The 26,156-nt window shown below is 69.0% G+C and carries 26 protein-coding genes; 4 read left to right on the forward strand and 22 right to left on the reverse strand.

Annotated features, from left to right (window positions below):
• Positions 1-7 precede the first annotated feature (7 nt).
• The 3 genes from E1212_RS07925 to E1212_RS07935 form a co-directional block, all read right to left on the reverse strand.
• The gene (locus E1212_RS07925; RefSeq protein WP_131981052.1) at positions 8-961 is read right to left on the reverse strand and encodes a phosphoglycerate dehydrogenase; all 954 of its coding nucleotides are present in this window, start codon (positions 959-961) and stop codon (positions 8-10) included.
• Positions 962-974: 13 nt separating this feature from the next.
• A complete protein-coding gene (locus tag E1212_RS07930) occupies positions 975-2,210 on the reverse strand; it encodes a M24 family metallopeptidase (protein WP_162605382.1) in 1,236 nt (411 codons plus the stop codon).
• A gap of 140 nt (positions 2,211-2,350) precedes the next feature.
• Positions 2,351-2,992, reverse strand: coding sequence for a GntR family transcriptional regulator (locus tag E1212_RS07935; RefSeq protein ID WP_131981054.1), 642 nt, complete (start codon positions 2,990-2,992; stop codon positions 2,351-2,353).
• Between the two features lie 408 nt (positions 2,993-3,400).
• On the opposite strand from E1212_RS07935, the gene E1212_RS07940 reads away from it, so the two are divergent.
• On the forward strand, positions 3,401-4,360 hold the full coding sequence (locus E1212_RS07940) for a cyclase family protein (RefSeq protein WP_131981055.1): 960 nt from the start codon (positions 3,401-3,403) through the stop codon (positions 4,358-4,360).
• A gap of 8 nt (positions 4,361-4,368) precedes the next feature.
• On the opposite strand, the gene E1212_RS07945 is transcribed toward E1212_RS07940, so the two are convergent.
• From E1212_RS07945 to E1212_RS07980, 8 genes are all read right to left on the reverse strand, one after another.
• The gene (locus E1212_RS07945; protein ID WP_131981056.1) at positions 4,369-5,244 is read right to left on the reverse strand and encodes an ABC transporter substrate-binding protein; all 876 of its coding nucleotides are present in this window, start codon (positions 5,242-5,244) and stop codon (positions 4,369-4,371) included.
• Between the two features lie 78 nt (positions 5,245-5,322).
• The gene (locus E1212_RS07950; protein WP_131981057.1) at positions 5,323-6,876 is read right to left on the reverse strand and encodes an ABC transporter substrate-binding protein; all 1,554 of its coding nucleotides are present in this window, start codon (positions 6,874-6,876) and stop codon (positions 5,323-5,325) included.
• Positions 6,877-7,053: 177 nt separating this feature from the next.
• Positions 7,054-7,986: an aldo/keto reductase gene (locus E1212_RS07955; protein WP_203416604.1), complete on the reverse strand. Its 933-nt coding sequence runs from the start codon at positions 7,984-7,986 to the stop codon at positions 7,054-7,056.
• A 33-nt stretch (positions 7,987-8,019) separates the two neighbouring features.
• Positions 8,020-9,228, reverse strand: coding sequence for an MFS transporter (locus E1212_RS07960; protein ID WP_131981059.1), 1,209 nt, complete (start codon positions 9,226-9,228; stop codon positions 8,020-8,022).
• Between the two features lie 4 nt (positions 9,229-9,232).
• Positions 9,233-10,204, reverse strand: coding sequence for an amidohydrolase family protein (locus tag E1212_RS07965; RefSeq protein WP_131981061.1), 972 nt, complete (start codon positions 10,202-10,204; stop codon positions 9,233-9,235).
• Between the two features lie 3 nt (positions 10,205-10,207).
• On the reverse strand, positions 10,208-11,179 hold the full coding sequence (locus tag E1212_RS07970; RefSeq protein ID WP_131981063.1) for a dihydrodipicolinate synthase family protein: 972 nt from the start codon (positions 11,177-11,179) through the stop codon (positions 10,208-10,210).
• A gap of 45 nt (positions 11,180-11,224) precedes the next feature.
• The gene (locus E1212_RS07975; protein ID WP_131981065.1) at positions 11,225-11,671 is read right to left on the reverse strand and encodes a cupin domain-containing protein; all 447 of its coding nucleotides are present in this window, start codon (positions 11,669-11,671) and stop codon (positions 11,225-11,227) included.
• A complete protein-coding gene (locus tag E1212_RS07980) occupies positions 11,668-12,681 on the reverse strand; it encodes a cupin domain-containing protein (RefSeq protein ID WP_131981067.1) in 1,014 nt (337 codons plus the stop codon). The genes E1212_RS07975 and E1212_RS07980 overlap by 4 nt, the downstream gene beginning before the upstream one ends.
• A gap of 91 nt (positions 12,682-12,772) precedes the next feature.
• On the opposite strand from E1212_RS07980, the gene E1212_RS07985 reads away from it, so the two are divergent.
• Together E1212_RS07985 and E1212_RS07990 are read left to right on the forward strand one after the other, a co-directional pair.
• Positions 12,773-13,684, forward strand: coding sequence for a carboxymuconolactone decarboxylase family protein (locus E1212_RS07985; protein WP_131981069.1), 912 nt, complete (start codon positions 12,773-12,775; stop codon positions 13,682-13,684).
• Between the two features lie 31 nt (positions 13,685-13,715).
• Entirely contained in the window at positions 13,716-14,708 is a 993-nt protein-coding gene (locus E1212_RS07990; protein WP_162605383.1) for a carboxymuconolactone decarboxylase family protein, read from the forward strand.
• Positions 14,709-14,768: 60 nt separating this feature from the next.
• Here E1212_RS07990 and E1212_RS07995 read toward each other — a convergent pair whose 3' ends face one another.
• From E1212_RS07995 to E1212_RS08040, 10 genes are all read right to left on the reverse strand, one after another.
• On the reverse strand, positions 14,769-15,905 hold the full coding sequence (locus E1212_RS07995; RefSeq protein WP_131981073.1) for an amidohydrolase family protein: 1,137 nt from the start codon (positions 15,903-15,905) through the stop codon (positions 14,769-14,771).
• 19 nt (positions 15,906-15,924) lie between these two features.
• Positions 15,925-16,887 (reverse strand): cyclase family protein, encoded by a 963-nt coding sequence (locus tag E1212_RS08000; RefSeq protein ID WP_131981075.1) that lies wholly within the window; start codon positions 16,885-16,887, stop codon positions 15,925-15,927.
• Positions 16,868-17,215 (reverse strand): hypothetical protein, encoded by a 348-nt coding sequence (locus E1212_RS08005; protein ID WP_131981077.1) that lies wholly within the window; start codon positions 17,213-17,215, stop codon positions 16,868-16,870. Before E1212_RS08005 ends, E1212_RS08000 begins: the two co-directional genes overlap by 20 nt.
• Positions 17,216-17,381: 166 nt before the next feature.
• Positions 17,382-18,290 carry an ABC transporter substrate-binding protein gene (locus E1212_RS08010; RefSeq protein WP_131981079.1) on the reverse strand — a complete coding sequence of 303 codons (909 nt, stop codon included), beginning with the start codon at positions 18,288-18,290 and terminating at the stop codon, positions 17,382-17,384.
• Positions 18,287-19,021: a nitroreductase family protein gene (locus E1212_RS08015; RefSeq protein ID WP_162605384.1), complete on the reverse strand. Its 735-nt coding sequence runs from the start codon at positions 19,019-19,021 to the stop codon at positions 18,287-18,289. The genes E1212_RS08010 and E1212_RS08015 overlap by 4 nt, the downstream gene beginning before the upstream one ends.
• Positions 19,018-20,181, reverse strand: a complete 1,164-nt coding sequence (locus E1212_RS08020; protein ID WP_131981083.1) for a CaiB/BaiF CoA transferase family protein — start codon at positions 20,179-20,181, stop codon at positions 19,018-19,020. The genes E1212_RS08015 and E1212_RS08020 overlap by 4 nt, the downstream gene beginning before the upstream one ends.
• Before the next feature lie 25 nt (positions 20,182-20,206).
• Positions 20,207-21,211, reverse strand: coding sequence for a cupin domain-containing protein (locus tag E1212_RS08025; RefSeq protein WP_131981085.1), 1,005 nt, complete (start codon positions 21,209-21,211; stop codon positions 20,207-20,209).
• Positions 21,212-21,263: 52 nt separating this feature from the next.
• Positions 21,264-22,025 carry an SDR family NAD(P)-dependent oxidoreductase gene (locus tag E1212_RS08030; protein ID WP_131981087.1) on the reverse strand — a complete coding sequence of 254 codons (762 nt, stop codon included), beginning with the start codon at positions 22,023-22,025 and terminating at the stop codon, positions 21,264-21,266.
• Complete coding sequence (locus tag E1212_RS08035) at positions 22,022-23,065, reverse strand: cupin domain-containing protein (RefSeq protein WP_131981089.1); 1,044 nt, start codon at positions 23,063-23,065, stop codon at positions 22,022-22,024. Before E1212_RS08035 ends, E1212_RS08030 begins: the two co-directional genes overlap by 4 nt.
• A 31-nt stretch (positions 23,066-23,096) precedes the next feature.
• Complete coding sequence (locus tag E1212_RS08040; RefSeq protein WP_162605385.1) at positions 23,097-23,864, reverse strand: SDR family NAD(P)-dependent oxidoreductase; 768 nt, start codon at positions 23,862-23,864, stop codon at positions 23,097-23,099.
• A gap of 71 nt (positions 23,865-23,935) precedes the next feature.
• Between E1212_RS08040 and E1212_RS08045 the strand changes: the two genes are divergently transcribed.
• Positions 23,936-24,904: a dihydrodipicolinate synthase family protein gene (locus tag E1212_RS08045; protein ID WP_131981093.1), complete on the forward strand. Its 969-nt coding sequence runs from the start codon at positions 23,936-23,938 to the stop codon at positions 24,902-24,904.
• A 4-nt stretch (positions 24,905-24,908) separates the two neighbouring features.
• Here the strand turns inward: E1212_RS08045 and E1212_RS08050 are convergent, their stop codons facing one another.
• Entirely contained in the window at positions 24,909-26,123 is a 1,215-nt protein-coding gene (locus tag E1212_RS08050; RefSeq protein ID WP_131981095.1) for an LVIVD repeat-containing protein, read from the reverse strand.
• Positions 26,124-26,156 lie beyond the last annotated feature (33 nt).

The raw sequence follows: 26,156 nt of genomic DNA on the forward strand, positions 1-26,156 counted from the left end.
CGCGAGGTCAATTCAGCCGATGTCGCGGTTCGCGGCCGCCGAGTACTGCCGCAACGTCCTGGGCGACGGCGCGGCTGGTGCGCGCCAGCGCCGCCTCGGTGTAGCCCGCGACGTGCGGTGTGAGCACCACACGGTCGTGGTCGAGCAGCGGGCCGGAGACCTGTGGCTCCTCGGCGAAGACATCCAGGCCCGCGCCGCGGATCGTGCCGGCGTCGAGCGCCGCCAGCAACGCGTCCTCGTCGATCAACCCGCCCCGTGCCGTGTTGACGATGATGGCGCCGGGCCGCATCAGCGCCAGCTCCTGCGCACCGACGAGGTGCTGTGTCCCGGGCAGGAGCGGCACGTGCAGCGTGACCACGTCGGACTCGGCCAGTAGCTCGGGCAGCGCGACATGGGTCGCCTCGAGACCCGGGTGCCGGGCCGGGTCGGCGGGGACGACGTCGGCGTACAGGACCCGCATGTCGAACGCCTGCGCCCGCGCCGCCACCAGCCGTCCGATGGCCCCGAACCCGACAATGCCGAGCGTGCCTTCGGCGAGCTCGCGGCCGACGGCGACCTGCCACCGTCCTGCGCGCACTCTGGCGTCCTGCCGGGCGACGTCGCGGGCGACGGCGAGGATCAGGGCGAACGTGTGCTCGGCCACGGCCAGGGCGTTGTACCCCGGCGCGTTCGTGACCACCACGCCGCGTGCCGTCGCGGCGCCGACGTCGATGTTGTCGACGCCGGCGCCGTGCTTGGCGATGATCCGGAGCCCCGGTGCCTCGTCGTAGAGACGCGCGCCGACGCGTTCCAATCCGACGATCACCGCGACCGTGCTGGGCAGCAGATCGCCGATCTCGAGGCGCTCGAACTCGCGCCGCCCGACGCGAACCAGCGTGCCTCCGGCCGCCTCGATGATCGCGTCGGCATCGGCCGCCTGAGCGCCGAAGGTCGGACTCGCGCAGATGACGGTGGATGTCATGACCCGCGTCCGGTCAGCCCATGCCGACGATCGGCACGGTCTCCCGGGTGCGGCCGGTGGTGACGTCGCGATCGTGGACGTCGATGACGAGCCGCTCGTCGAACGGGTACGTCGTGTAGATCTCGACCCCGTCAGCGGTGATGATGTGGTCGTTCTCGAGCCGGACGCCGCCCACCTCCTCGGTGCCGTGGTACGGCTCGAGGTTGAAGACCATGCCCTCCTTCAACGTCACCGGCGCGTCCTTGGAGGCCGGGCTGAAGAACGGCGGCTCCCACGGGTTGGTGCCGGCGCCGTGCCCCAGGTTGTCCAGCACGTATGGGTCGGCGGCGGCGAACACGTCGGCGTTGGTCGCGCCGGGTTTGGTGACGTCAGCGGCGTCGAACAGCGCGGTGTAGACCTTCTGGTGCACCTCACGTTGCGCCTGGGTGGGCTTCACGTTGCCGCAGACGTACACCCGGGTGAGATCGCCGTAGTAGCCGTTGAAGCAGGCGCCGATGTCGATGATGACGAGGTCGCCGTTGCGGATGATCCGGTCGGACGTGAACCTGCGGTAGGGCGCGGTGTACGGGCCGGACGCGACGATGTTCTGGCACTGGGTCCACTCGCTGCCCAGGGCGGTCATCGTCTGCCAGGCCACCGCGAGCACCTCGCACTCGCGGACGCCCGGGCGCATGAATCGCAGAGCGGCGTCGAAGGCGGCCTCGGTCATGACGTTGGCGATGCGCAGGCAGTCCTTCTCGTCCTCCGTCTTCACCTCCTTGGCCCGCATCATGACGCCGTGGTAGCCGTCGACGAACGACGTGCGGGGGAGGGCGTCGCGCAGCTCGCCCTCGAGCAGGGGACTCCAGATGTCGACGCCCACGGTCTTTCCCGCCAACGATCCGACCAGGCTCTCGACCTGCTCGACCCAGCGCCGCATGCCGATCTTCTCGCGGAAGTTCGCGCGAGGCATGATCTGGTCCTTCGACATCCAGCTCATGCGCTTGCGGCAATGTTCGTAGTCCATGGTCCAGAGCACAGGCTCGCCGCCCTTGGGCAGGACGACGACGGCGTTGCCCTCGATGTAGGCCGGGCCGAGGTGATGGCGGTACCCGGTCAGGTAGCGGGCGTCCTCGGGGCGGAAGACGAACAGGACGTCGACATCCGTGGCTGCCAGTGCGTCCTTCGCGCGTTGGAGCCGCTCTCGCAACATCCGGTTGGTGTCGAGACGGTCTTCCCAGTCGACAGGCATGATGCCCCGATCCGACATGTCGGACTCCTCCGTGTCGCAGAACTGATTGGTCGATACCTCACAGACGGGCATTGGCGTAACACCATGTAGTATACCGCACTGAATACTGCACGCAACCAGCACTGGCCTCGGTGCTGTGGACCGGCCTCAAATCCTGGTCAGAGGAACTGCTTGAGCCGCTGGAGTGTCGCTTCCCTCGAGAGGGCGAGGTGGTCGCGGGCGAGCGCCTCGGCCAGGTCGGCGTCGCGGGCGCAGATCGCCTGAACGAGCTCCTCATGACTCTTCGCGGCGGCGGTCAGCTCGCCCTCGGAGTAGAGGTGAGCCACGCGCATGTTGTAGGGGTGCTGGCGGTAGCCCAGGACGGCGTCGCGCAGGACCTCGTTGCCGGCCGCGACGAAGATGGCGTCGTGCAGCTCGTCGTGCAGCTTGACGAACTCGATGCGATTGTCCGGCGACATGCGCTCCGAGACGGACCGGTGCAGTTCCTCCAGGTGCCGTAGCTGCTGGTCGGTGGCGCGCTCGGCCGCCAGGCGGGCGGCATAACCCTCGAGCGGGATGCGGACGTCGTAGACACGTTGGATGTCGAGCACCGAGTGCTCGCGGACGACCCAGCCGTTGCGCGAGGCGAAGACGAGGCCTTCGAGCTCGAGGCGCTGCAGACTCTGGCGGATGGGTGTCCGGCTGGCCGCGAGGTCATCGGCGAGGTCGGACTCCACGAGCCGCTGGTGCGGCTTGTACTTCCCCTCGACGATGGCGCGGCGGAGTTCGTCGTATACCCGGTCGGCGACTTTCATCAGCATGGCCTCGATCCCTCAGGTGCCGACGAGTTCCGCCTCGCGGCGCGGTCATACGATCAGTATACCGCGTCGCATCCATCGATTGGCTTTCGCAGTCGCGCGCGTCGGTTCGGCCGGGGCAACAGTATCGCAGCGGCCGGTCGCGAGCGCGCTTCGACGCTTGTCGCACTGTAATCGATAGTATAGAATGCATTCCACTGAATACGGCGATGGCATGTCGCTGAGGGTGAGGAGTGGATCTCGGGCAGCAGGCTGTGATGCAAGCTGCCACCCGATTCCGAACCGGTTGGCCGGAGACGACGTCTCGATCGACATCGCCGTCATCCGCTGCGTGGTGTCGTGACTCCGCTGGTCGGCACTGGCAGACAGCAGGAGAACGGGAGAGCGTGAGCAACAGTGACAACCGCGCGCATGAACGAGACACCCTCGGATGCCGAACTCTGCGGATGGTTCGACAGTCTCAGCAACTGGGGCCGCTGGGGCGACGACGACGAGTGCGGAACGCTCAACCTCATCGACGAGGACAAACGCACACAAGCGGCCGGACTCGTTCGGCGCGGTGTCGCGATCTCCTGTGCGCAGGCGATCACGTTCAGCGCCGATTCGGACGATCCGTGGCCGGCCTCACGGAGATTCATGAACAAGGTGCCCCAGGCCGAGGCGTTCTCGCCGGACTTCGTCGGCCGGTCGTCGGCGAACGACGCGGTGCTCCTCAACTGCCATGGCTCGTCGATCACGCACCTGGACAGCCCGGTGCACAGCTTCTTCCGGCCGGCTCCGGGCCGCCCCATGGCCGGCTACAACGGGCTCGCCCCCACTGTGGTGACCGGCAGGGAGGGCGCGAGGGCGGGCAGCATCGCGCTGGCGGCGTCGGGGGTGGTGTCCAGGGGTGTGCTCCTCGACATCCCGCGCGCTCGAGGGCTCGACTGGCTCGCTCCCTCGGAGAAGGTCTTCCCCGCTGATCTCGAAGCCGCGGAGGCTGCCCAAGGAGTGCGGGTGGAGGCCGGAGACATTTTGTGCATCAGGACCGGTCATCCCGGTCGTCGCCGGGCCGAAGGCTGGCAGTCCACCGCCGGTCAGCAGGCCGGTCCGGACGGCGCGTGCCTCCCGTGGCTGCGAGAACGAGACGTCGCCCTCCTCGCCTGCGACACGGCGTGCGATGTGTTCCCGCCCGACAAGGGCCACATGGCAAGGCCGATCCACTGCATCGGCATCCCCGCCATGGGTCTGTGGTTGCTCGACGGAGCCGATTACGAAGAGCTCGCGGCGGCTTGCGCTGCGGAGCCGCGGTGGGAGTTCCAGTTCACGGTTGCGCCACTCAGGCTCGAGGGGTGCACCGCAAGTCCTGTGAACCCCATCGCCGTGCTCTGAGGCCACACTCAGCCGGGAAGGAAGGTGGCGTCGACCAGGGCAGCCGGATCGACGTCGACGGGTAGGCCCATCACGCCCTCCACGTCCGCGCAGACCGCCGCGATCGCTGCGGGATCCGGCTCGTGAGCATTCATGGCGTGGGCAAAAAGCTCCCACGTCTGGCGGAGCACCTCGAGGTCGTCCAGCTTGGTGCGAGCCCGCAACTGCGGCAGTGCCGCCTCGAAGCTGGACTGGAAGAGCCGGTAGCCCTCCAGCAACGCGGCGAGGAACCCGCGAAGCGTATGAGGCGCACGGGACGCGAACGCGCGAGTCGTCACGTACGCGCCCAGCTGATAGGGGCCGTGCTCCGTGGAGAAGTCCCGCAACACCGGCAACCCGAGTTTCCGTGCCAGGTTCGGCAGCGGGACGGTGGCGGCCATCGCGTGGATCTCGCCACGGATCAGCGCCTCCCAGTTGCGGCCGCGGCTGCCGCGGAACTCGGTGACGACGTCGGCCTCTGGGTCGAGCCCCCAGCCGACGAGAGCCTTCCGCAGCATCAGGTAATCCTGCTCGCTCTCACCGTTGGCGCCGACCACCCGGCCGCGCAGATCGTCCGGGGTCTGGATCCCAGTAGCGCCCATGACGGCGAAGACGTTGGACGCCTCGATGCTCATGACGATGAGCGGCTCCGCGCCGGCCAGTGCGGCCCGCACGATCGCCATTCCGGAGGCGCCGGCAACGTCGAGCTCGCCCGCCGCAGCCAGTGCCATCGCCGTCCCGGTGCTCGGCAGCTCGGTCCTGACGATCTGGACGCCGTGCCGGTCGAAGCAGCCGGCCTCCTCAGCCATGCTCAGCGCAGCGAATCCGGCCCCGTTGCTGCTGTGTCCGACGCGAACCGTCGCCACCGCGGTCACCACCCTTCCGGCGCGGGTCTGAGGCGCCCGCCGCAGTTCGGACGCCTCAGACCGGTCAGCCGTCGCCGCCTAGCTGCTCGACCAGCGGGCGAACCGCATCTGCAGCGGCTCGGCCGGGCTGGGCTCCCACTCGAGGTCGGCCTTCGCCCCGTTCAGCGCCGGCACCTGGTAGAGGAAGCCGGCCCAGGCGTCCTCCTGCAGGACCGCCTCCATCTCGTGGAACTTCTCGATAGCGGCCTCCTCGTCCTGTGTCCACATGGCGAGCGCCTCGCCGAGCAGGCGCTCGACGTCGGCATTGCAGCCGTAGCCGGAGTGCACCGGCGACGCGTCCGTGCAGTTGATCACGTTCGAGTAGATGTGGTAGCCGTGGAAGGTGTTCCCGCCGGAGTGGCCGTCCATGTGCAGCGGGCCGAGGCCGGCCGGGTTGTCGAACTTCTCCCTCTTGCGGGTCGTGAAGTCACCTGGATCGTAGACGCGGATGGTGGTCTCGATGCCGACCTCGGACAGGTACGACTGAACCGCCTGAGCCGCCTCCTCCATCTGCGGGTAGCTCGGGTTGACCGACAGCTCGACCGGCCCGATCCCGTCGGCGAAGCCGGCGTCGGCCAGCAGCTCGCGGGCCCGGTCCGGGTCGTAGTCATACGGTTCCAGGGTGGAGTCGAAGCCGACTTCCTCGGGCACCAGCGCCGCCGGGGTGCGCACCGCGCCGGGCACGAGCTCCTCGATGATCGTGTCGACGTCGATCGCGTGGTTGATGGCCTGGCGGACCTCCTTGACGTCGAACGGAGCCACCCGCTGGTCGATGGTGACTCGGACACGGCCCATGCTCAGCGACTCGACGATCTTCAGAGTCGAGTCTCCCTCGACCTGCTCGCGCAGCGCCGAGCTGAGCGGGTCGACGATGTCCACTTCGCCGGCGCGCAGCGCGGCGACCCGCGACGCCTCGTCGGGAATGGGACGGAAGATCAGCTCGTCGATCTCCGGCGCGCCGAGGAAGTAGTCCTCGTTCGCCTCCAGCACCAGCCGCTCGCCGCGCACCCACTCCGCGACCTTGTAGGCGCCGAGGCCGATCGGATCGTCCCCCGTGTAGATCGTCGGACCGACCTCCTCGGCCCAGCCGGCCGGCACCAGGGTCATCCGCTCGCAGAAGATGATGAAGAGCGGTTCCGGCACGGACAGCTTGAAGTCGGCGGTGAAGTCGTCGACGACGACCACCTCGGCGAGGTTCGAGAAGACGCCCGACTGCTGGGCCGCGAGCTCGGGGTCGAGCAGCCGTTCCGCGCTGGCCTTGACGTCGGCCGCGGTCAGCTGCTGCCCGTCGTGGAAGTACACGTCGTCGCGCAGCTTCATGGTCCAGGTCAGCTGGTCTTCGCTGACCTCCCACTCGGTCGCGATGTGCGGGATCACCTCGCCGGTCGAGCCGTCGCGGCGGATCAGGCCTTCGTGCACGTTCTGGAGGATGTTGCGATCGAGAATGCCGGCGCCGCCGTGAGCGTCGAGGGTCGTGATGTCGCCCTCGACCGCGATGGTGAGCGTGGTCGGCTCTTCGTCCTCACCGGATGCCGGCGTCTCGGATCCGTCCGATCCGCTTGAGGAGCAGGCGGCTACGAGCAGAACGGCCATGAGTGCCGCAGCAAGTCGTGTTCGTGTGATGGGCGTCCGTCTGGACGCGGTCTCCTGTGTGCCATGTCGCCGCAGCGTGGTACGCACCGAGACACCTCCTCGTCGAGGGTCAGTTGAGTACTAGAAAGAATACCGTGTAGTATGCTGCGCGGCATAGTGCTGTTACCGGGTCGTCACCTACCCTCCCGCCGAGGTCGCCGCCCGGGTCGCCACCTGGACGGCCTGATAGAGACCGGCCGGCAATCCACCTCGCTGAGCAGCGGCGACGTTCTCCCGCACATGCGCGACGTCGGTGCTGCCGATGAGCACCGTGGAGACGTCCGGCCGGGACAGCAGATGCCGGAGCAGCAGCTCGATCGGCGGCATCGCGCCGCGCAGACCGTCCAAGCCCGATCGCCGCCAGGCCTCGGCGTAGGACTGACGGCCGCCGTCGGCTTGTCCGGCCGGACGAGGGAGAACGCGACCGGCACCGCTGCGGACGATGACGCCGGCGCCCGTCCGTGCCGCCCGCGTGACCACGGCCTCGTACTCCGGCTGGAGCGCCGAGTAGGGAATCTGGAAGACGTCGAACACGTCCATGGCGAGGTGCTCCTCGATCTCCGGCAGCTCGCTGGAGACGCCGAGGAACCGGACCTTGCCGGCTTCCTTCAGCTCCAGCAGTGCCGCGACGGTGTCGTCGCGCTCGAGCACGCTCCGCCCCGGTGCACGGTGCACCTGGACCACGTCGAGCCGATCGGTGCGCAATCGCCGCAGGCTCTGCTCGACACCTGCACGGATGGTGCGAGGACGGTAGTCGTGCGGCGTCCGCGCCGGCGCGAGGCCGAAGACCTCGCGGCCGGGCGCGCAGCCGCACTTGCCGGTCAAGACGAACTCATCGCGCCGGTGCGCGAGGTGCCGGCCGATCAGCTCCTCGCTCAGCCCGTAGTCGATCGAGGTGTCGACGAGGGTGATCCCCTCATCGAGGACGGTGTTGAGTAGCCGGTCCGCCTCGTCGGACGCGAGGTGCCGGCCGACCGGCAGGCCGCGGAGATCGATGCCGCCGTAGCCCAGAGTCGAGACCTGGAGACCGGTGCGGCCCAGCGTGCGGTGCGGGAGGCTCAATGCACTCACCCTTCCTGTCGTCGACGGCGGCGCGGCCGCCGGTCAGTCGTCGGAGACAGCGCGGAACCGGCGGGTCGCCGCGGCGCCGGCCACCGCACCCGCCGCGCTGATCGCGCCCATGGTCATGCGCACGCCGCCGACGGTGGCGAGCGCACCGAAGAGCACGGGACCGACCGCCGTGGTCAGCCGGTTGACCGTCAGCCGGAGCCCCACGGCCAGTCCGCGACGATCGGTGGCGACGCGGCGCGCCACCAGGGTCAGCGTGATCGGGTTGCCGGCGCCGAGCATGAAGCCGGAGACGACCATGGTGACCACGACGACCGCCAGCGACGAGGTCAGTACCGTGGCGACGATCGCCACGGCGCCGAGCACCAGGGAGCCTCCGAGGTAGATCCACATGGGTAGCCGGCGGTCCAGCACCGGATGCAGGACCCGGGAGACGATCCCGGCGGCCGCCGTGGCCGACAACAACACGCCGATCAGCGACGACGACCAACCGAGGTTCTCGAAGTACAGCGGAAGGAACGAGTTGCGTAGGTGGGTGAGGCCGACGGCCAGGCCGGACGCCAGCACCACGATCCGCACGACCGGTTCGCGGAAGAGATCACCGGCGCCGCGATAGGGCGAGAGCAGCAGCCCCGTCAGCCCGCTCACGCGCACCTTCGCGACGATCGACTGCGTGGTCTCGGCCAGCAGCCGCGACGACGGCAGCAGCAGCGAGATCAGCACCGAGAGCAGTCCCATCACCACGACCGCTGAGAATGCGGTGGCGTAGCCGTCGAGGTCGATGAGGATGCCGCCGAGGGCGGGTCCGATGAGGTTTCCCACCAGGGTGAACGTGGCGAAGCCCGTGACCCGCCGCGGATCGTGGTCCTCGCTTCCGAAGGGCCTGGTGGCCAGCGCCTGGATCGCGAGTCCCACCGCGAGCGTGCCCAGACCGATGATGAACTGGCTGACCAGCAGGCCGCCGATGGTGCCGGTGAACGCCAGCAGGGCGGCGCCGGCGCTGAGCGTGATCGCGCCGGAGGTCACCAGGCGGCGGCTGCCGATGGAGTCGGCTGCAGCACCGAAGGGTACGGCGATGAGCAGCCCCGAGACCTGCGACAGCGCCACCGCGATGCCGACGACCGTGGCGCCGGCGCCGAGCGATACCGCGTACGGCGCGATGAACGGCCGCAACAGCGAGACGGCGACCCCCTCGACCAGCGCGAGCACGCAGATGACGACGACGACCCGCAGCCCGGGGTTCACCTCGTCAGAGTCCCAGTAGCCGCGCGGCGTTGCCGCCGAGTACGGCGGCCTGGTCGGTCGGGTCCAGGTTCAGCTCGCGCACGTACCGGCCGGGCACGGCCTCGCCCATGTCCCAGGGATAGTCGCTGCCCAGCAGCAACTGGGCGGGCGGCACATGCCGGAGCAGGATCTCCAGCGGGACCGTGCTGTGCGTGATCGTGTCGAAGTGGCACTCGGCCAGGAACGTGCTGGGCGGCCGGTCGGTGTGCGCGTGCGCCTCCGGCCGCACCTGCCAGGCGTGGTCGATCCTCCCGGTCAGGTAGGCGATGCTGCCGCCGGCCTGCGGGAACGACACCTTCAGTCCTGGCAGCCGGGCCAGTACCCCGGAGAGCAGCAACCGCACCAGCGAGAGCGTTGCTTCGTGCGGGTTGCCGATCATCTGGACCAGCTTGTAAGGGCCGAGCCGGTCCTCTCCGGCCACGTTGTCGGGGTGGAAGAACACCGGGACGTCCAGCTCGCGCGCGGCGGCGAGGAACGGAAAGAGCTCAGGGTCGTCGAAGTAGCGGCCGTTGATGTTCGTGCCGACCGCGACACCACGCATCCCGAGCTCGCCGACCGCGCGCCTCAGCTCGTCGATGGCCGCTGGCACGTCCTGTAGCGGGACGGTCGCCAGCCCGGCTAGCCGGTCCGGGTGCGCGGCGACCGCCTCGGCGAGCGCGTCGTTGGCGGTCCGTGCGAAGCGCATGCCGAGATCCGGCTCCGCCCAATAGCAGAACAGCCAGCTCGCAGTGCACAGCACGCGGACGTCGACGCCGGTGCGGTCCATGTCGTCGAGTACCAGGTCGAGCTCGGTCAGCCGCGGGATCACCGGACCCAGCGGCCGGCCGTTGTGGAACAGCTGTTCCGGCCAGACGCTGTCCTTGCGCAGTTCGAACCCGTCGATCGCCGTCAGCAGCCGCGGCGGGACGAAGTGCGCATGGATGTCGACGACCGCCACGGCTCAGGCGCCCACACCGGCGGCGGCCAGCTCGTCTCGCAGCTGGTCCTCCTCGGTCTTCGACAGCGCCGGGATCGCCGGTGGCACCGGACCGCCGGTCATTCCCTGCAGGTGCGACCAGAGCTTGACCGTCGCGATCGGGCACAACCCTTTCGCCCGCCACGGCGTGAGCACCCACGCGCTGTGCAGGTCGCGCAGCCGCTGCAGCTCGTAGAAGCCGCGCGCCGCCTCCTCGAAGCGGCCGGCCAGCCCGGCCTGGACGTAGTCGCGCATCGGCTGCCTCGTCGCGGAGTCGAACATCATGTTGGTGCCCGTGTAGATCGCCTGCTGGCCGAACTGCGTCAGGTTGACGAGGAAGTTCTCCTCGTTCGGGTCGACCACCACGATGCTGTCGCCGACCAGCTCGCGGATCCGGATGGTGTGAGCCATGTCCAGGCCGTTCTTCAGCGCGCAGATGTTCGGGATCTCGGCCAGCTCGGCCATGGTCTCCGGCGCGATGGCGTAGCCGGCCTGCCTGGTGTTGAAGATCGTGATGCCCAGTTCGATCTCGCGGGCGATGGTCTCGAAGTAGCCGAACAGGGCGTCCTTGTGCGCACCGCCGAACTGCGGCAGCACCAGCGAGATGAAGTCCACGCCCAGGCCCTGGGCGTGCTTGGCCAGCGCGATGGCCTCACCCGGACTGGGGTGGGCGCAGCGCGCGATGATCGGCACCCGGCCGCCGGCCTCCTCGACCGCGATCTCGACCACCCGCCGGCGCTGCTCGCTGGTCAGCAGCCAGAAGTGGCCGTAGTAGCCGTTGACGTACAGCCCGGACGCCTGGATCACGTCCAGGCAGTGCCGCAGGTCGTGCCGCCAGCCGTCCTCGTCGAGCTCGCCGTTCGCGTCGACCGGCAGGCACGGCGCGGTGATCACCCCGCGCAGCAGCTCCTTCGCCGCGTCCTTCGCCTCGTGTCGTCCGTACTTCGCCTGGACCATCGATCGATCACCGACCTCACTGGTGTCGTTGGAGCTGCATCGGCGTCACGCCAGGATGATCCGATCGTCGCTCACGTTGCCTGGGTACGGGCCTTGCCTGATCTCCAACAGCCGGCTGCCGTCCTCGAGGTAGACGGCCTCGTGGCCTTCCACGCACAGCAGCGCGTCGCCCGGCCGCAGCTCCGCCGTGCCGGCCGCGACGCCGTCGAAGTCGCTGACCTCGACCCGGACCGCGCCGGACAGGCACACCATCACCTTGTGGCAGGTCGGCCAGCCTCGGGACGGCTCCTGGGGCAGGTGGACGTGCTTCGAGCCGGCGTCGCCGGGGGATCCCTGGGTGCGGACGATCTGCAGCGGCAGGTCGAACTCGGTCAGGTAGGCGCGCCGCCCGTCGTTCGGGTAGTAGCTGTCGAACGCGTCGAACGACGCCGGGACGTAGAGCCCGATCAGCCGTCCGTCGTCGGGAGCGGTGAATCGGATCGGCGCGCTCACACCGGCCGACCCGGTTCCAGCAGCGTCGGGAAGCGGTCGGGAAGGACGGTGCCGAGCCGGGCTGGACCCTCGACGCCGAGCGCTCGCTCGAGGAAGACGTTGCGGGCGCGGAGCAGCCGGAGATCCTCGGTGCCGGTGTTCGAGTGCGACCGCCAGACGTCGAACGGGGGCGCCACGACGTCGCCGGCGCGCCAGGCGATCGACCGCGCGACGCCGCCCTCGCGCCAGATGTCGGTCCGTCCTGCGCCACTGAGGACGAAGAACGCCTCCTCGGCGAGGCTTCGGTGTGGCCAGACGAAACCGCCGGGAGCGATGGTGAGGACGGACACATCGAGCACCCTTTGGCCGGTCATGTCGTAGTGCCGGACGGACACGCCCTCGCCGTACTCCGCATCGACCGGGCCGGCCGGCTGGTCCGCCAGGCTCCGGACGATGTTGGCCCGCAGCCGGTTCGGAGCGAGCTCCTCTGCCCTCGTGTAGTAGTCGGGCTCGTCGTCGAACCGGTCCGGGAACCGGATGTCCTGGTCGTAGAGCGAGTTCTTGCCGTACAGCACCTTGCCGATGAAGTTGCCGGTCTTGAAGGCGATCTTGCGGGTCGGCTCGCTGTCGGAGACGTTGGAGTGCAGGTGCCACGCGTTGCATGGGATCGAGTACAAGTCGCCGGCCTGCCAGTCGACCTTGAGAGTCTCGGCGTCGTCGGCCTGGCGGTATTCACTCTGCCCGCGGCCGGACAGGATCAGCGTGATCGTTTCGTCCAGTTGGCGGTGCCGGCACTTCGACTCCAGGGGCCGCATCTCCGAGAGGTGGATGCCCAGGGTCGAGTTTCCGCCGAGGTAGTCGAGCTTGCAGGTCGGGAAGGTCCGGCCGGGCCTCGGCGCCAGTTGATGCGTGAGTACGTGCCGGGCCACCATGCCCGTGGCGATCAGGCCTCGCGCCGGGTCGTAGAAGAGCCCTTCCGGTGCGCTCTGGTTGAACAGGTCCGCGTCGAACGGCGCGCTGATCGCTGTCATCGGGATCCTTCCATCGCCGCACTCAAACCGTGGACGAGGTGCTGGTCACACCACTCGGCACATCCTATATCATGCACTAACCTGGTCAAGGGTGAGGAGCGCCGTGAAGGACGAGCACAACGCAGAACCGAGTCCGGCGTACGGGGCGGCGAAGGCGGTGAAGCCGCGCAGCTTCGTCGATCGATACGAGAAGTTCCGTTCGCTCGACCCGCACTTCGCAGAGGTGTGGTGCCAGTACACCGGAGCGATGCTCGCTCTGCCCGCACTCGACATGCGAACCCGCCTACTGACCCTGACCAGCATGTACACCATGCTCAGCGACCAGGACGGGTTGCTTGACACCCTCGCCGCGGCCGTCGAGCAGCGGGTGGACCTGAAGGAGGTGCTGGAGGCGATCCTGCAGTGCTGGGTGTATGCCGGCGAACAGCCGGTGAGCGTGGCGGTGGATGTCCTCATCGAGGTCGCGGACGCCGCCGGCCAGCTGGCCGGCCTGAAGGCGCGGGGGCTGCCACCCGAGACCGGCCGGATCGGGCGATCGCTGGAGGTCGAACGCGAGTCCTGGTCGGCCGAGGATCGCGCCGACCCTCGGCTGTCCGGCCTGCTGGAGCGCCATGGCTGGGAGGGCATCAGCCTCGGGTTGCAGCAGCGGCCCGGGGTCCACCTCGACGTGCTCGAACGGCTGGAGCGGCTCGATGTCGCCTTCACCGGCCATTGGGTGAACACGATCTATCGTGGCATGTACTCCCGAGGAGTGCTGGACGAGAAGACTCGGATCCTCTGCATGGTGGCCGACTGCCTGGCGACCGGCGAGATCAGGAACGGACGGGGGCACATGCGGTGGGCGGTTCTGGCCGGCGCCACCCCCGCCGAGGTGCGCGACGTCGTGCTCCAGGCGTGTGCGGTCATCGGGCACCCGCACATCATCTCCACGGCGCTGCCGGCCCTGATCGACGTACTCGATGAGCTGGGCCGACTCGACGAGCTGTCCCAGTCCGACCCCTGAACCCATGCACGTCACTGAGGGAGGAGTGTCTATGGAGGGCCGCGAGTTGCCGGCCGGCTGCAGTCCGAGCGCGTACGAGGCGGGCACACGATTCCGCCCGGCCACCTTCGCGTCGCGGTTCGAGCTGCTGAACCGGCTGGACCCGCATTTCGCCAGCGTTTGGCTGAACTACACCGGAGGGCTGCTGGAGCGGCCGCACCTGGACGTGCGTACCCGGCTGCTGATCCTCGTCGGCCAGCACACGATGCTCAAGGACGGGCCGGCGCTGCGGGACACGATGGAGGCGGTCGTCGCCGCCGGCGTCGACCTGAAGGAGGCCCTGGAGGTCGTCTTCCAGTGCTGGCTGTATGCCGGCGACTCGACCATGGGCCAGGCGGTTGAAATCTTCGTCGACGTGGTCAGTCGGGCCGGCCGTCTGTCCGAGGTCGAGGCGCGAGGTCTGCCGCACGACGTCGCCACCCGCGACCGCGACCTGGAGGCCGAGCGCGAGACCTGGTCGCCCGACGACCGGGACGACCCGCGGCTGCCGGGGCTGCTGGAACGCTACGGCTGGCATGCACCCAGCGCCGGGCTGCGGCTGCGACCGGGCAACCACATCAACGTGCTGTCCACGTTCGACGCGCTCGACCGCGGGTTCGCGAAGCTCTGGGTCGACAAGAGTTACGGCGCGATGTACGTCCGCGACGTCCTCGACGGCAAGACCCGGCTGCTGTGCATGGTCGGCGACTGCCTGGCCATCGCAGAGAGCCACAACGCCTCACGGCACATGCGCGGCGCCCTGCGCCAAGGCGCTACCGCCGCGGAGGTGTTCGAGGTCATCGTGCAGTCGTTCGCAGTGATCGGCAGCCCGACCCTGGCGGGCCTCGCCATCGACGACTTCGTCCTCGTGCTCGACGGTGAGGGGCGGCTGGCCGAGCTGGTCGGCGAGGAGCAGGAGGCCATGGTCCGGAAGGTGGTCAACGCCCGGCGGGCCCGTCGAGGCGGCGTCACCGAGACGACGGCCGCCGACGGTCAGGTCACGTAGACCGAGCGCCGGCCCCGTTCGCCGCAGGTGGCGATCGACCGGGGCCGGCAACCGGAGCTCTCAGTACGTCGAGCTGGTCAGCCGGAGCAGCTTCGCCGGGTTCCGGCAGAGGATCGCCTCCGCCTCGTCCTGGGTGATGTCCGGGATCGTCTCGACGTACTCCACGGGTCGCCATACCGACATGCCTTGCGGCCAATCGGTTCCGGAGACGATGCGGTCCACGCCGACCAGCTCGATCATCGTCCGGGTGAGGATCGGATCGTGCAGGATCAGGTCGTAGTAGAACCGGCCGAGATACTGGCTCGCCCGTTCCAGCGCCAGGCCGGAGAAGAAGCCGCGCCAGATCTGGTAGTCGATCCGGCCGACGATCCAGGGCAGCGCGCCGCCAGCGTGCGGCAGGTAGACGTCCAGCCCGGGGAACTCGTCGAGCATCCCGCTCACGATCATGGACACCGCCGCGAGCGTGGCTTCGAACGGGTTGCCCAGGGAGTTCACGAGGTCGACGCCGCCTTGGTACAGGCGATCGGGACCGAGCGGGTCGATGTTGTGCATCATGAGCGGCTGATCCAGCTCTTCGCATCGAGCCCACAGCGGCCAGAACGACTTGTCGCTGGCGTTGAGGCCGTTGACGTGGTGTCCCAGGTTGATCCCCCGAAGCCCGGGAAGGGCCGCGGCCCGCTCGAGTTCCTGCAGCGAGAGGTTCACATCCTGCAACGGCAGGATGATCTGACCCATGAATCTGTCCGGATACTGCTGGTGCAGCTCCGACAGGCCGTCGTTCTGGGCGCGCGCAAGACGAAGGGCGAACTCCGGCGGCGCCCAGTAGATCTTGGGATGGGTCATGCCGATCGAGTGCAGGTCGACGCCTCGGTCCTCCATGCGCTCGAGCTGCCATTCGATCTTGATCAGCCGCTCCATGAACCGCGAGCCCCGATAGGGGTAGTACCCGGCACCGTGGCCGCGGCCGATCGCCTGCATCGTGTAGGTACCGCTCTCGTCCGGGCCCGAGATCTTCGCGTTGTTCTGCCCCCCTTCGGTCACGACCAGTTCCACGAACTCGCCCGAGTACCAATGGGTGTGTGCATCGATGATCGGCTGGGAGTACTCGAACTTCTGCGGCACGCCCGTCTTCAGCAGGTCGGGGCGAGGGTAGGCGACGCCGTTCTGGACGCTTCCGTCTGCGGTTTCGGCAGTCATCTGTCAGTCTCCGGTTCACTCAGAGGACGGCGATCGGATTCACCGGGCTGGCGGTGCAGGCACCCAGCTTCAGCGGCGCCAGAGCCAGGAAGAACTCCCATCGGTTCAGGCGGCTGCACTCGGCGGAGACCTTTTCGTAGTCGGCGCCGTCCAGTAGCCAGAGCCCGATCGCCGGAATGCCGATGCCATGGACGGGACGATCCAGCCGCCCCTTCACCGACGGGACCCAGTCGTTCGCCGTATCGCAGGCCAGGATGGCGATGTCGCGCTCGCGGAACCATGGCAGGCACGCCCCATCCGGACCGGCCTGAGTCGCCGGATCGGTGTTCCAGCCCAATGCCCTCTTCCGCCCTGGGTGCCCGGTCCGGATGCACAGGATGTCGCCCGACTCAGCGCGTATCCCTTGGCGCTCTTCGGCCTCGTCGAGGTCTTCCGGGAAGATCTTGGTTCCGGGGTCCAGCCATTCGACTCCGCGCAGCCGAGCGATGTCCAGCAGTACGGCGCGCGAGACGATACCGTCCCCGGCCAGGGTGATCGCACCCTTCTTCACGCCCTCACGACTCGAGACCTCGGTGGGCGAGAGGCCGTTGTACCCCGCCAGGGGCCGACCTGGATACGGGCGGAAGAAATGGTGCGCCGGCCCGTCGAGATGGGTGACACCCAGCCCGTGACAGTTCAGCAGCACCGCCTCCGAGGCGCCCGCTCGGCCGACGTACTCCGGGTCGTAGTGCTCGGGCCCCGGTAGTGAGCGAGCGAACCTGCGTGGTTCTGGCCACCCGTCGTCGAGGTTGGGCTCGTGGAACCTGATGTCGAGACCGCAGGAGATGCTGGTTCCTTCCCTGACCAGGGCGGCGGCTTGCTGCCGCTTGCGCTGGGTCACCAGGTTGAGTGTCCCCAGCAGGTCGCCGGAGCCCCAGCGACCCCAATTGCTCAGCTCATCGAACCAGGCGCAGATCTGCTCATCAGTCGGTGTCTCGCGCAATTGATCTTCCTATCGCGTCGCACCCGGAATGGGACGAATGGTGTATTCGGTTCGCGTCATCCCTCCGGCACGGGTTCCGGGACGCGCCATTCTTCGAGACGATGTTGTCGAGCTTCTCGGACGGTTCGGCGAGGATCTGCACGTCGGCGACGACGATCTGCTCGATGCCGGCGTCCTCGCTGAGCCGCCACGTCGCGCCACCCTCGTCGAACGGGGTTGCCGTAGCCGGGTTCACTTCCTCGAACGTGTCCTGGCCGTCCGGCGAGAGCATCCAGGCGACGAAGAGAATCGAGGTGTTCGGAGCGCTGGGCTCGGGACTGATCGCCATCTCACATCGACCCACGCCATCGCTGTATTCGGTGGAATGCACTGTATATGACGGGGGATGGGCCGGCAACGGTCACCGGTGAGGCAGGGGTCTGTTGCCGCGATCTGCGAGAACGGCGCTGACTTGCAGCGAGCCGGGGTGCTCACGTCCAGTCACGGGTCCGCTCTCAGCGGGCAACCTGGCGGACCAGCTCGTCCATGATGTGATCGTCCGGACTCCATTCGTGCGCCTGCGGGAGCTGTCCCGCCAGGCTGTCGAGGACGACGGCGATGCCCTCCCTCGACGGGTACGGAGGGTCGGACATCGCCCGGCGGAAGAAGTCGGCGGTGAGCCGAATCGTCTCCGGGTCGCTGACCCGCCCATGGTCCCGGATGATCGCCTCGGCCAGACCGGCCCGGCTCTTCACGGCTCGCACCCCTGCCACGTACGCCTCGACCGCGGCGCGGGCGGTGTCCGGGGCGGCCGTGACGTACCGGCGCGAGGCGACCAGGCCGCCCAGTTGGTACGGCAGATCGAGGTCCGGTCCCTCCAGCAGAACCCGTGCGCCGCGCCGGACGGCGTCGAAGGCGCGCGGCGGGATGATCAACGCGGCGTCCATGGCGCCGGACAGCACTCCCTCGACGAGGTCACCGTGGGTGCCGGCCTCGACGACCGCGACGTCGCCGTCAATGTCAAGTCCGACCCGCTCCAACAGGTACCGCCAGAGGACGAGGTCGAGCACCTGGCCGTCGGTCACGCGGGCCCCGATCCGCTGGCCGCGGAGGGCCTCGACCCCGTCGGTGGGCTCGGCGGTGATGAGGATGTGGCTGAACGTGTTCAGCGCGCCGGTGAGGTAGACCAGGTCGGAGCCTGGGACGGTGAGGTTCGCCTCGAGCAGTGCGGGCGACGCGATGTTGGCGAACTGCACGTCGCCTGCGTGCAGCGCCCTGACGACCGCGGAACTGCCGGGGAAGTCGACCGGCTCGACCTCGTATCCCCGGGAACGGAACTCGCCGTCCTGCATGGCCGCCCACGCGGGCAGGCTGCCGCCTCCGGGGGAGGGGAACCCCATGCGCAGGGGGATCAGATCGGTCACTCGGCACCTCCGGACGGGGGTCGCGGACGAACGGGCGCGGCCGGGCCGGGTCGAGTGAGGCGGGTACCGGGCGGGTCGGCGGCCCACTCGGCCGGCTGTTCCCAGGTCTCGTCGTAAACGACATCAGCGAGCGCAACGCGTCGCACCGGCCCGTGCCGCCCAGCCGGCTTGCCGAGCGTGACGACACCGGCCACTGTGACGTCATCGGGAATCCCGGCGGCGGCCTTCAACTCGTCCACGGCGAGGAGGTGCCACACCGAGAACACGCCGCCGTACCCGAGCGCGCGGGCGGCGAGCAGCAGGTTCTGACCGGCCGGGTAGACCGACGCGCCGTCGAGGAACGACATCGTGCCGTCACGCAGTCGCGCGCACAACAGGACGATCACCGGGACGTCCTCCAGGTGGTCGACATAGTGCTGGATGGTCCGGGCCTGGCGGGTCCTGGGGGAGTCCGGATCGGATCCGTCGGATCGGTAGAAGCTGTCGCTGTTCCTCTTCGCCGCCCACGCGACGCGGAACGCGCGGCCGAGCACCTCACGGGCCGGACGGCCCGCGTCGCCACCGCGGAGCACGACGAACCGTACCGGCTGGCGGTTCGCACCGGACGGCGCCCGGGTGGCCGCGAACAGGATCTTGGCCAGGTGCTCGGCCGGAATCGGATCGGGCAGGTAGCGGCGGATCGCCCGGGTCGTGCACAGGCCCTCGAACATCTCGACCTTCAGGGCGTTCACTGCTCGGCCCCGGTCGCCGCGCTCAACTCGGCGATCTCGGTCGGCGACAACCCGAGCTCGGACAACACCTCGGCCGTCTGCGCTCCGAGCCCCGGCGCCGGGCCAAGCCATTGGCGGTCATCGAGCCGGACCATCGGGCCGGCCTCGCGCACCGGTCCGAGCCCGTCGCGCTCCTCGGTGCGGATGATCCGGTTGTGCCTCACCTGCGGCTCGGTGAGCACCTCGGCGAACGTATGCACGGGCCCTGACGGCACGCTCCGCTCGTGCAGGCCGGCGAGGATCTCGTCCCGGTCACGACCGGTGAAGCTCTCCTCGAGTTCGGCCACGATCTCGGGGGTGTGGTAGGCGCGAACGGTCAGGTCGCGGTACTTCGTGTACAGGTCCGGCCGGCCGGCGACGGCGCATATGCCGCGCCAGGTGTCGTCGGTGAGCGAGTTGAAGGTGAGGTAGCGTCCATCGCCGGCCCGCACGGTCGCGGCCGTGCGGGGCGGCATCGTCTGCACCGGGGACGGCTCGGCGTCGTCGAACGCGTAGGCGCTCAGCAGGTCAGGCCAGGAGAATGCGACGGCGACGTCGAGCATGTTGACGTCGAGGTGCCGGCCGGTCCCGGTCCGCCCGCGGTCGATCAGCGCCGCCAGCACCGCCTGCGCTGCGGCCATTCCGGTGATCTTGTCCACCAGGATCGACGCGGACGGTTCCGGCCGGCCGCGGCCCAGGCCGTACGTCATCCCGGACAGACCCTGGACGACCACATCGAAGACCCGATCGCCCGCCCGCGGGCCGGACGGTCCGTAGCCGGTGATCGACACCGTGACCAGCCTCGGGTTCTTCTCGCGCAACTCGGCCCAGTCCAGCCCGAGGCGCGCGGCCACGCCAGGTCGCCAGTTCTCGATCACGACGTCACTGCGCAGCGCCAGCTCGCGGGCGATCTCCGCGCAGCGCCGCCGCTTCAGATCGAGGACGACCGAGCGCTTGCCGCGGTTGACGCTGTAGAACCGCGCCGTCATGCCGTTGTGCGCGCGGGGCAGCCGCCGCCACACCTCACCCCCGGGGGGCTCGATCTTGGTGACCTCGGCACCGAGCTCGGCCAGCAGCAGGCCGGCCATCGGGCCGGCCGCCACCTGGGTGAACTCCAGCACGCGCACGCCGGCCAGGGGCATCGCCGGCGAAGGGTCAGAGCCAGCGTCAGGCACGACCGCCGGCCAAGTCGCCCAGGCGGTCGGGTAGGGCGGAGTCGAGCGTCGGCTCGTCGGCCGGCAGGTCGAGAGCGCGCTCGAGGGCGACGTTGCGGACCTTGAGCAGCCGGACGTCGGTGTCCGCGACGTGCTTGCGGACCGCACCGAGCGGCGGGCAGACGACGTCACCGGTGGTCCACGTCAGGACCCGCACCTCGCCGTCGGTGCCGCGCAGCTCGGTGCGGCCGGAGCCGCGCAGGACCAGCATGCTCTCCTCGCCCAGCGGTCGGTGCTCGCGGACGTGGCCGCCGGCGCCGATGCCCACCAGTGCGACGTTGAGCGTGAGCTGGCCGCCCATCGCGAAATACTTCAACGACGCCCGCTCGCCCAGCTCCGGGTCGGACGCCGGCAGCTCCTCGTCGGCGATCTGGCGGATGAAGTTCGTCTTCACCGTGCGCGGTGAGACGTCCTCGCGCACGGTGAAGAAGTCGAGCTCGTCGTCGAAACGGTCCGGGAGCCGGGCGGCGCCGTTGTAGACGCGGTCCTTCTTCGTGTAGGTGCCGCCACCGCCGTGCAGGATGCGGTTCATCAGCGGCGTGTTGCGGAACGACAGCTGCCGGGCCGGCTCGTCGGAGTCGGCGTTCACGTGTCGGTGCCAGGCGTTGGCGGGGATCACGACCACATCGCCGGCTTCCCACTCGGTGACGATGACGTGGGTGTAGTCGCTCTGCCGCATCTCGGTGCGGCCGCGGCCGGAGATGACGTAGGCCAGCGTCTCGTCGAGGTGGCGGTGGTTGCACTTGTACCCGCCCGGCTGGATCTCGGCCAGGTGCATCGCCAGCATGCTGTTGCCGCCCATCCTGTCCAGACGGCACGTGTACTGCGGCTTGTCCGGGAGCGGCGCCACCTCGTGCGTGGCCACCTGCCGCGCGATCAGCCCTTGGGCCTCCAGCCCGGTCGCGGTGTGCTCCAATTCCTCGGGGAAGTCCTCGGCGACATTGTCGATCGTGCTCACTGGGCCGCTCCTTCAGAGTTGGCGGACGTGGTGTGGTCGTGCGATGCGTCGGCTAGAGCATCAGCCGTCCGCCGTTGACGTCGAGGCTCGCGCCGGTGATGTGACGTGCGCCGTCGGACAGGAGGAACAGCACCGGCGCGACCTGGTCCTCCACCTCCGCGATCCGCCCGAGCGGGGTGACGCTGCGCAGGCGCTCCATGCCCGCGTCGTCGTACAGCTCCCGGATGCGCGGGGTGAGCGTGATGCCCGGCGCCACCGAGTTCACCGTGATGCCATGCCGTCCGGCCTCCTGCGCGAGCTGGCGGGTCAGGCCGATCACACCGGCCTTGGCTGCGGCGTAGAAGGCGGTGGTCGGGTTGGACGGGCTGCGACCGGCCGCGGACGAGACCGTGACGATGCGGCCGAAGCCGGCGGACTTCATCTGCGGGATGACGGCGCGGCACGAGTAGAACGCCGACGAGAGGTTCAGGCGGATGCCCCGGTCCCACTGGTCGTCGGTCACGTCCTCGAGCGGGGTCTTCGCCGGGAACCCGCCGACGGAGGCGACGAGGAGCTGGACGATGCCGAACTCCTCGTTGGCGATCCGGACGAGCCGCTCGTTCTCCGCTGAGATGGTCGCGTCGAACACCACGGTCCGGCACTTCCCGCCGACGCCGGCGATCTCGCCTTCGACGTTGGTCAACTCGTCGGCCTTGATGTCACCGGCGACGACGTTGGCACCGCGCCGAGCCAGCTCGACGGCGACGCCGCGGCCGATTCCGAACGCGGCGCCCGTCACGATCGCTGTCCTGCCCGCGAACTCGTCGCCGGTCATCGTCCGCCCTCCAGTCCTACCTCGACCCGGGCCGGGAAACGATCAGGTAGGCGGGTGTCCAGGTTCTCCGCGCGCTCGAGGCCCAACGCCCGCTCCAGGAAGGTGTTCCGGACCCTCAGCAGCCGAACCTCGGTGTCGCCGGTGTTGACGTGCCGGTGGCGCAGGTTGAACGGCGGTGCGATGAGGTCACCGGCCTGCCAGTCGACCGTGACGAAACGGCCGTCCTCACCCCAGAGGTCCGTGCGACCCCGACCGGCCAGCACGACCATGCTCTGCTCGGCCAGCGCCTGGTGTGGCCGGATGTAGCCGCCGGGCTGGATGCCGACGAGCGAGACCTCGAGGGTCCGGTGACCGCCCATCTCATAGAACATGATCGAGGCGCCGGTGCCGTATGCGGGGTTCGGTTCGGGCAGCGGCTCCGCCACGACGTTCTTGATGAGGTTGGTGCGGACGCGGCGCGGCGAGAGCTGCTCGCGGACGGTGAAGTAGTCGGGCTGGTCGTCGAAGCGGTCCGGGAAGCGTGACGCCTGGTTGTAGAGCGCGTCGTCGTCGTGGTACGGATTCTTGCCGTCCAGCAGCAGCCGATCCATCAGCATGCTGTTGCGCCAGCCGACCTTGCGGGTGTCCGGATCGTCCAGGGTGAAGTGCTCGTGCCAGGCATTGCACGGGATGATGTAGACGTCGCCGGCCTCCCACTCGAAGCGGGTCTTGGGTTTGGCGTCGTCCTGCCGGTACTCGCTCCAGCCGCGGCCGGAGGCTACGTAGGTGACGGTCTCGTCCAGATGCCGATGCGCGCACTTGCTGCTCCGCGGATGCATGCTGGTCAGCTGGGCGCCGAGCGTGCAGTTGCCGCTCATGCGGTCGAGCGAACACGTGGACAGCCGGCGCCCCGGACGCGGCGCCACCGGGTGGGTCAGGATCTGGCGCGCGACCATGGCCTCGAGGAACAGCCCGCGGCGCCGGTCGTAGACCAGGCCCGCGGGCAGCGCCGCCTCGAACGCGTCGACGTCGAACCCGGTGGCCGCATCGGTGGACTGCATCGCGTACTCCGATTCGTGAGGAGGCAGCGCCTCAGAGCATGAGCTTTCCACCGTTGATGTCGATCGTCGCGCCGGTGATGTACGAGGCGGCGTCGGACGCGAGGAAGACCACCGCGCCGGCCTGGTCCTCCGGGGCGCCGACGCGGCCCATTGCCGTGGCCGCCGCGGCCGCCGCCCGGCGTTCAGGGGTGGACAGGCCCTTGGCCCGGTCGGTAGGCGTGGTGCCCGGCGCGATCGCGTTGACGGTGACGCCGTCCTTGGCCACCTCCCAAGCCAGCTGGCGGGTCAGGCCGAGCATGCCCGCCTTGCTCGCCGCGTAGGCCGTCGACGTCAGATGGTTGGGCATGCGGCCGGTCCCGGACGAGACGTTGACGATGCGGCCCCAGCCGCGCTCGATCATGGCCGGCAGCACCGCGCGGCAGCAGAGGTAGGCCGACTTGAGGTTGACCGCCAGCAGCCGGTCCCAGTCGTCCTCGGATGTCTCCAGCAGCGTCTGGCGAGTCAGGAAGCCGCCGGCGCAGTTGACCAGGATGTCGATGGTGCCGATGGCGTCGACCGCCTCGCCGATGAACCGCGTGACGTCGTCGGCCGAGCTCACGTCGCCCAAGGAGTAGTGGCCCCGGACGCCGAGCTCGGCGATCTGCTTCGCCGTCGACGCCGCGTCCTCGGCGTGCCCACGACCCACCACGGCGACGTCGACACCCTCACCGGCCAGGCCGAGCGCGATGGCGCGGCCGATGCCCCGATTGCCGCCGGTGACGAGAGCGGCCTTGCCGCGCAGCTCTGGGTAAGAGGTCACAAGCGCAGTATACAGTGTGGTACGCGAGTTTGTATGATGCGGATGCCCATTGTTGAGTCCAGGGAGGTCCGGTGGCAGCCAAGTACGGGAAGAGCGAGGCCAAGGCGGTTGCGCGAGAGAAGCTGCGCGGGTTGATTCCGGGACCGGTCCTGCCCATCGACGCCGATGGCGAGATGGACGAGACTGCTTACCGACACAACATCCGGCACTGTTTGGACGTGGTCGGGTCCGAGGCGCTGTACATCAACTCGTACTACCAGAACTACTGGCTGCTGAGCAGCGCCCAGCGCCGCCGGGTGCTGGAGGTGGCGATGGACGAGATCGCTGGTGCGGTGCCGGTGATCAACCGGTGCGCCCATCACAGTCCCAAGGAGGCGATCGAACTGGCGCAGCACGCCCAGGATCTGGACGTCGACTTCATCTCGCTCGTGCTGCCGCCGTTCGGCGCCAACAAGGACATCCTGTTCGGCTACTTCCAGATGATCGCGCGCGAGCTCGAGCTGGGCATCACGATCTTCAATACGTCGCAGGCGGGGTACTCGATCTCGCCGGAGTGGATGGCCGAGCTGGCGGAGATCCCGAACATCTGCGCGCTGAAGAACGGCCTGGACCTGGAGCACACCGGACGAATCAGGGAGCTCGTCGGCGACAGCATCGTGGTCGTCGACCCGAACGAGGAGAACTTCCTCGAGAACATCCGCAACGGGCAGCAGGCGATCTTCAGCGGCACGCAGCTGATGTTCGACTCGGCTCGAGCGCAGCCGTTGCGGGCCTACATGGAGGCGGCGTTCGCGGGTGACCTCGACAAGGCGCAGACGATGTTCGACGACCTCCAGCCGGTGCGCGACCTGCACCACCGCTGGGTGCTGGGACCCTGGCGAAGCGACGCCCGGGTCTGCCCGGTCGGCACGGTGAAGTTCTGGTGCGAGCAGCTGGGCATGATCGGCGGCCCGGTGCCCGAACCGCTGCCCGACCTCTCCGAGGCCCAGAAGAAGGAGCTACGGTCCGAGCTCGTCGCCGTCGGTCTCGTCGAAGCCTGACGGCTCAGCGGTTCAGGGCCGCCGCGTCCACGTCGAAGATGTAGAGCCCGCCCGCGAACCGGTCGCTGACGTAGACCAGCCCGTCCGGGCCCACGACGATGTCGTTGAGCTGAATCGTGGCCCGGCCGGGCGGCGGCTCCGGGACGAAGTACGCCACTTCCCTGGGGTTCGCCGCGTCGGCGATGTCGTAGACCCTCACCCCGGCGTTGAAGTAGGTGACGAAGACCAGGTCGGAGCTCTGGAACGAGCCCGGGCGCATCTCGTGGACGTTGTGCGATCCGAACCGCCCGCCCCGATTCGCGTAGTCACCGGCGGGGATGGGCAGCCGTGACACGACCCGCGGGTTGCGCTCGTCGCTGATGTCGACCAGTCGCACCAGGTAGTCGATGCTCGGCTTGCCTTCCTCGACGCATTCGTCCGTGACGACGAGCAGGTCGCGGCCAGGGATCGGGCAGGCGGTGTGCGTGTTCCGGCTGGGCCCGTCGACCTCGTTGACGTTGAGGTGGGCGACCAGGCTCGGCGCACTGATGTCTTCGATGTCGAGGATCACGACGCCGAGTCCCTCCCAGCCGCAGTAGAGCCGGTTGCCCCGGGGCACGCCGTGGTGCAGCTTCACGACCGTGTCGGGAGCCCAGAATTCCTGGTCCTTCTCGTCGTAGCGCATGCCGGGAAACCACCAGCGGCCCACCTCCACCGGGCGGGCCGGATCGGTCAGGTCGAGGATCGCAAGGATCTCGCGGCCGTGCCGGTGCCCCTGGCCCCGGTCGAACTCGCTGAACGACGAGGTCACGAACGCGTAGGGCTCGGACCAGTAGGTCATGCGGTGGACTCCGCGCCCGCCGCACGGCCAGTAGCCGATCTCGCGCGGCCGGGTCGGGTCGGCGACGTCGTACACGCTGAGCCCGGCGATCCACGGACGATCCAGGGTGCCCCCGTGGTTCTCCTTGAGCCGCTCCCGGTTCACCAACAACGTGTCACCGACGATCTGCACCTTGTGCGACCGGGTGTTGGGCGGTGCCGGGATCCGGTGGATCGGGCGCGGAGCGCTGGGGTCGCGCACGTCCACGATCGATGTGCCGCCGTTGCCCATGTGCCCGAAGAACGCGTAGCCGTCCTTGAGGTTGATGTGCATGCCGTCGCCGGCGCCGTTGAAGTCGGTGTGACCGACCAGCCGCATGTTCAGGCTCTCGAGGGCTTTCGGGAGTTGCCGACGCTTCATCGCGGGCCCCTTCTGTCCGGCTTCCGGTTGTGA

It is taken from the genome of Jiangella ureilytica (genome assembly GCF_004348545.1).
Lineage (GTDB): Bacteria > Actinomycetota > Actinomycetes > Jiangellales > Jiangellaceae > Jiangella > Jiangella ureilytica.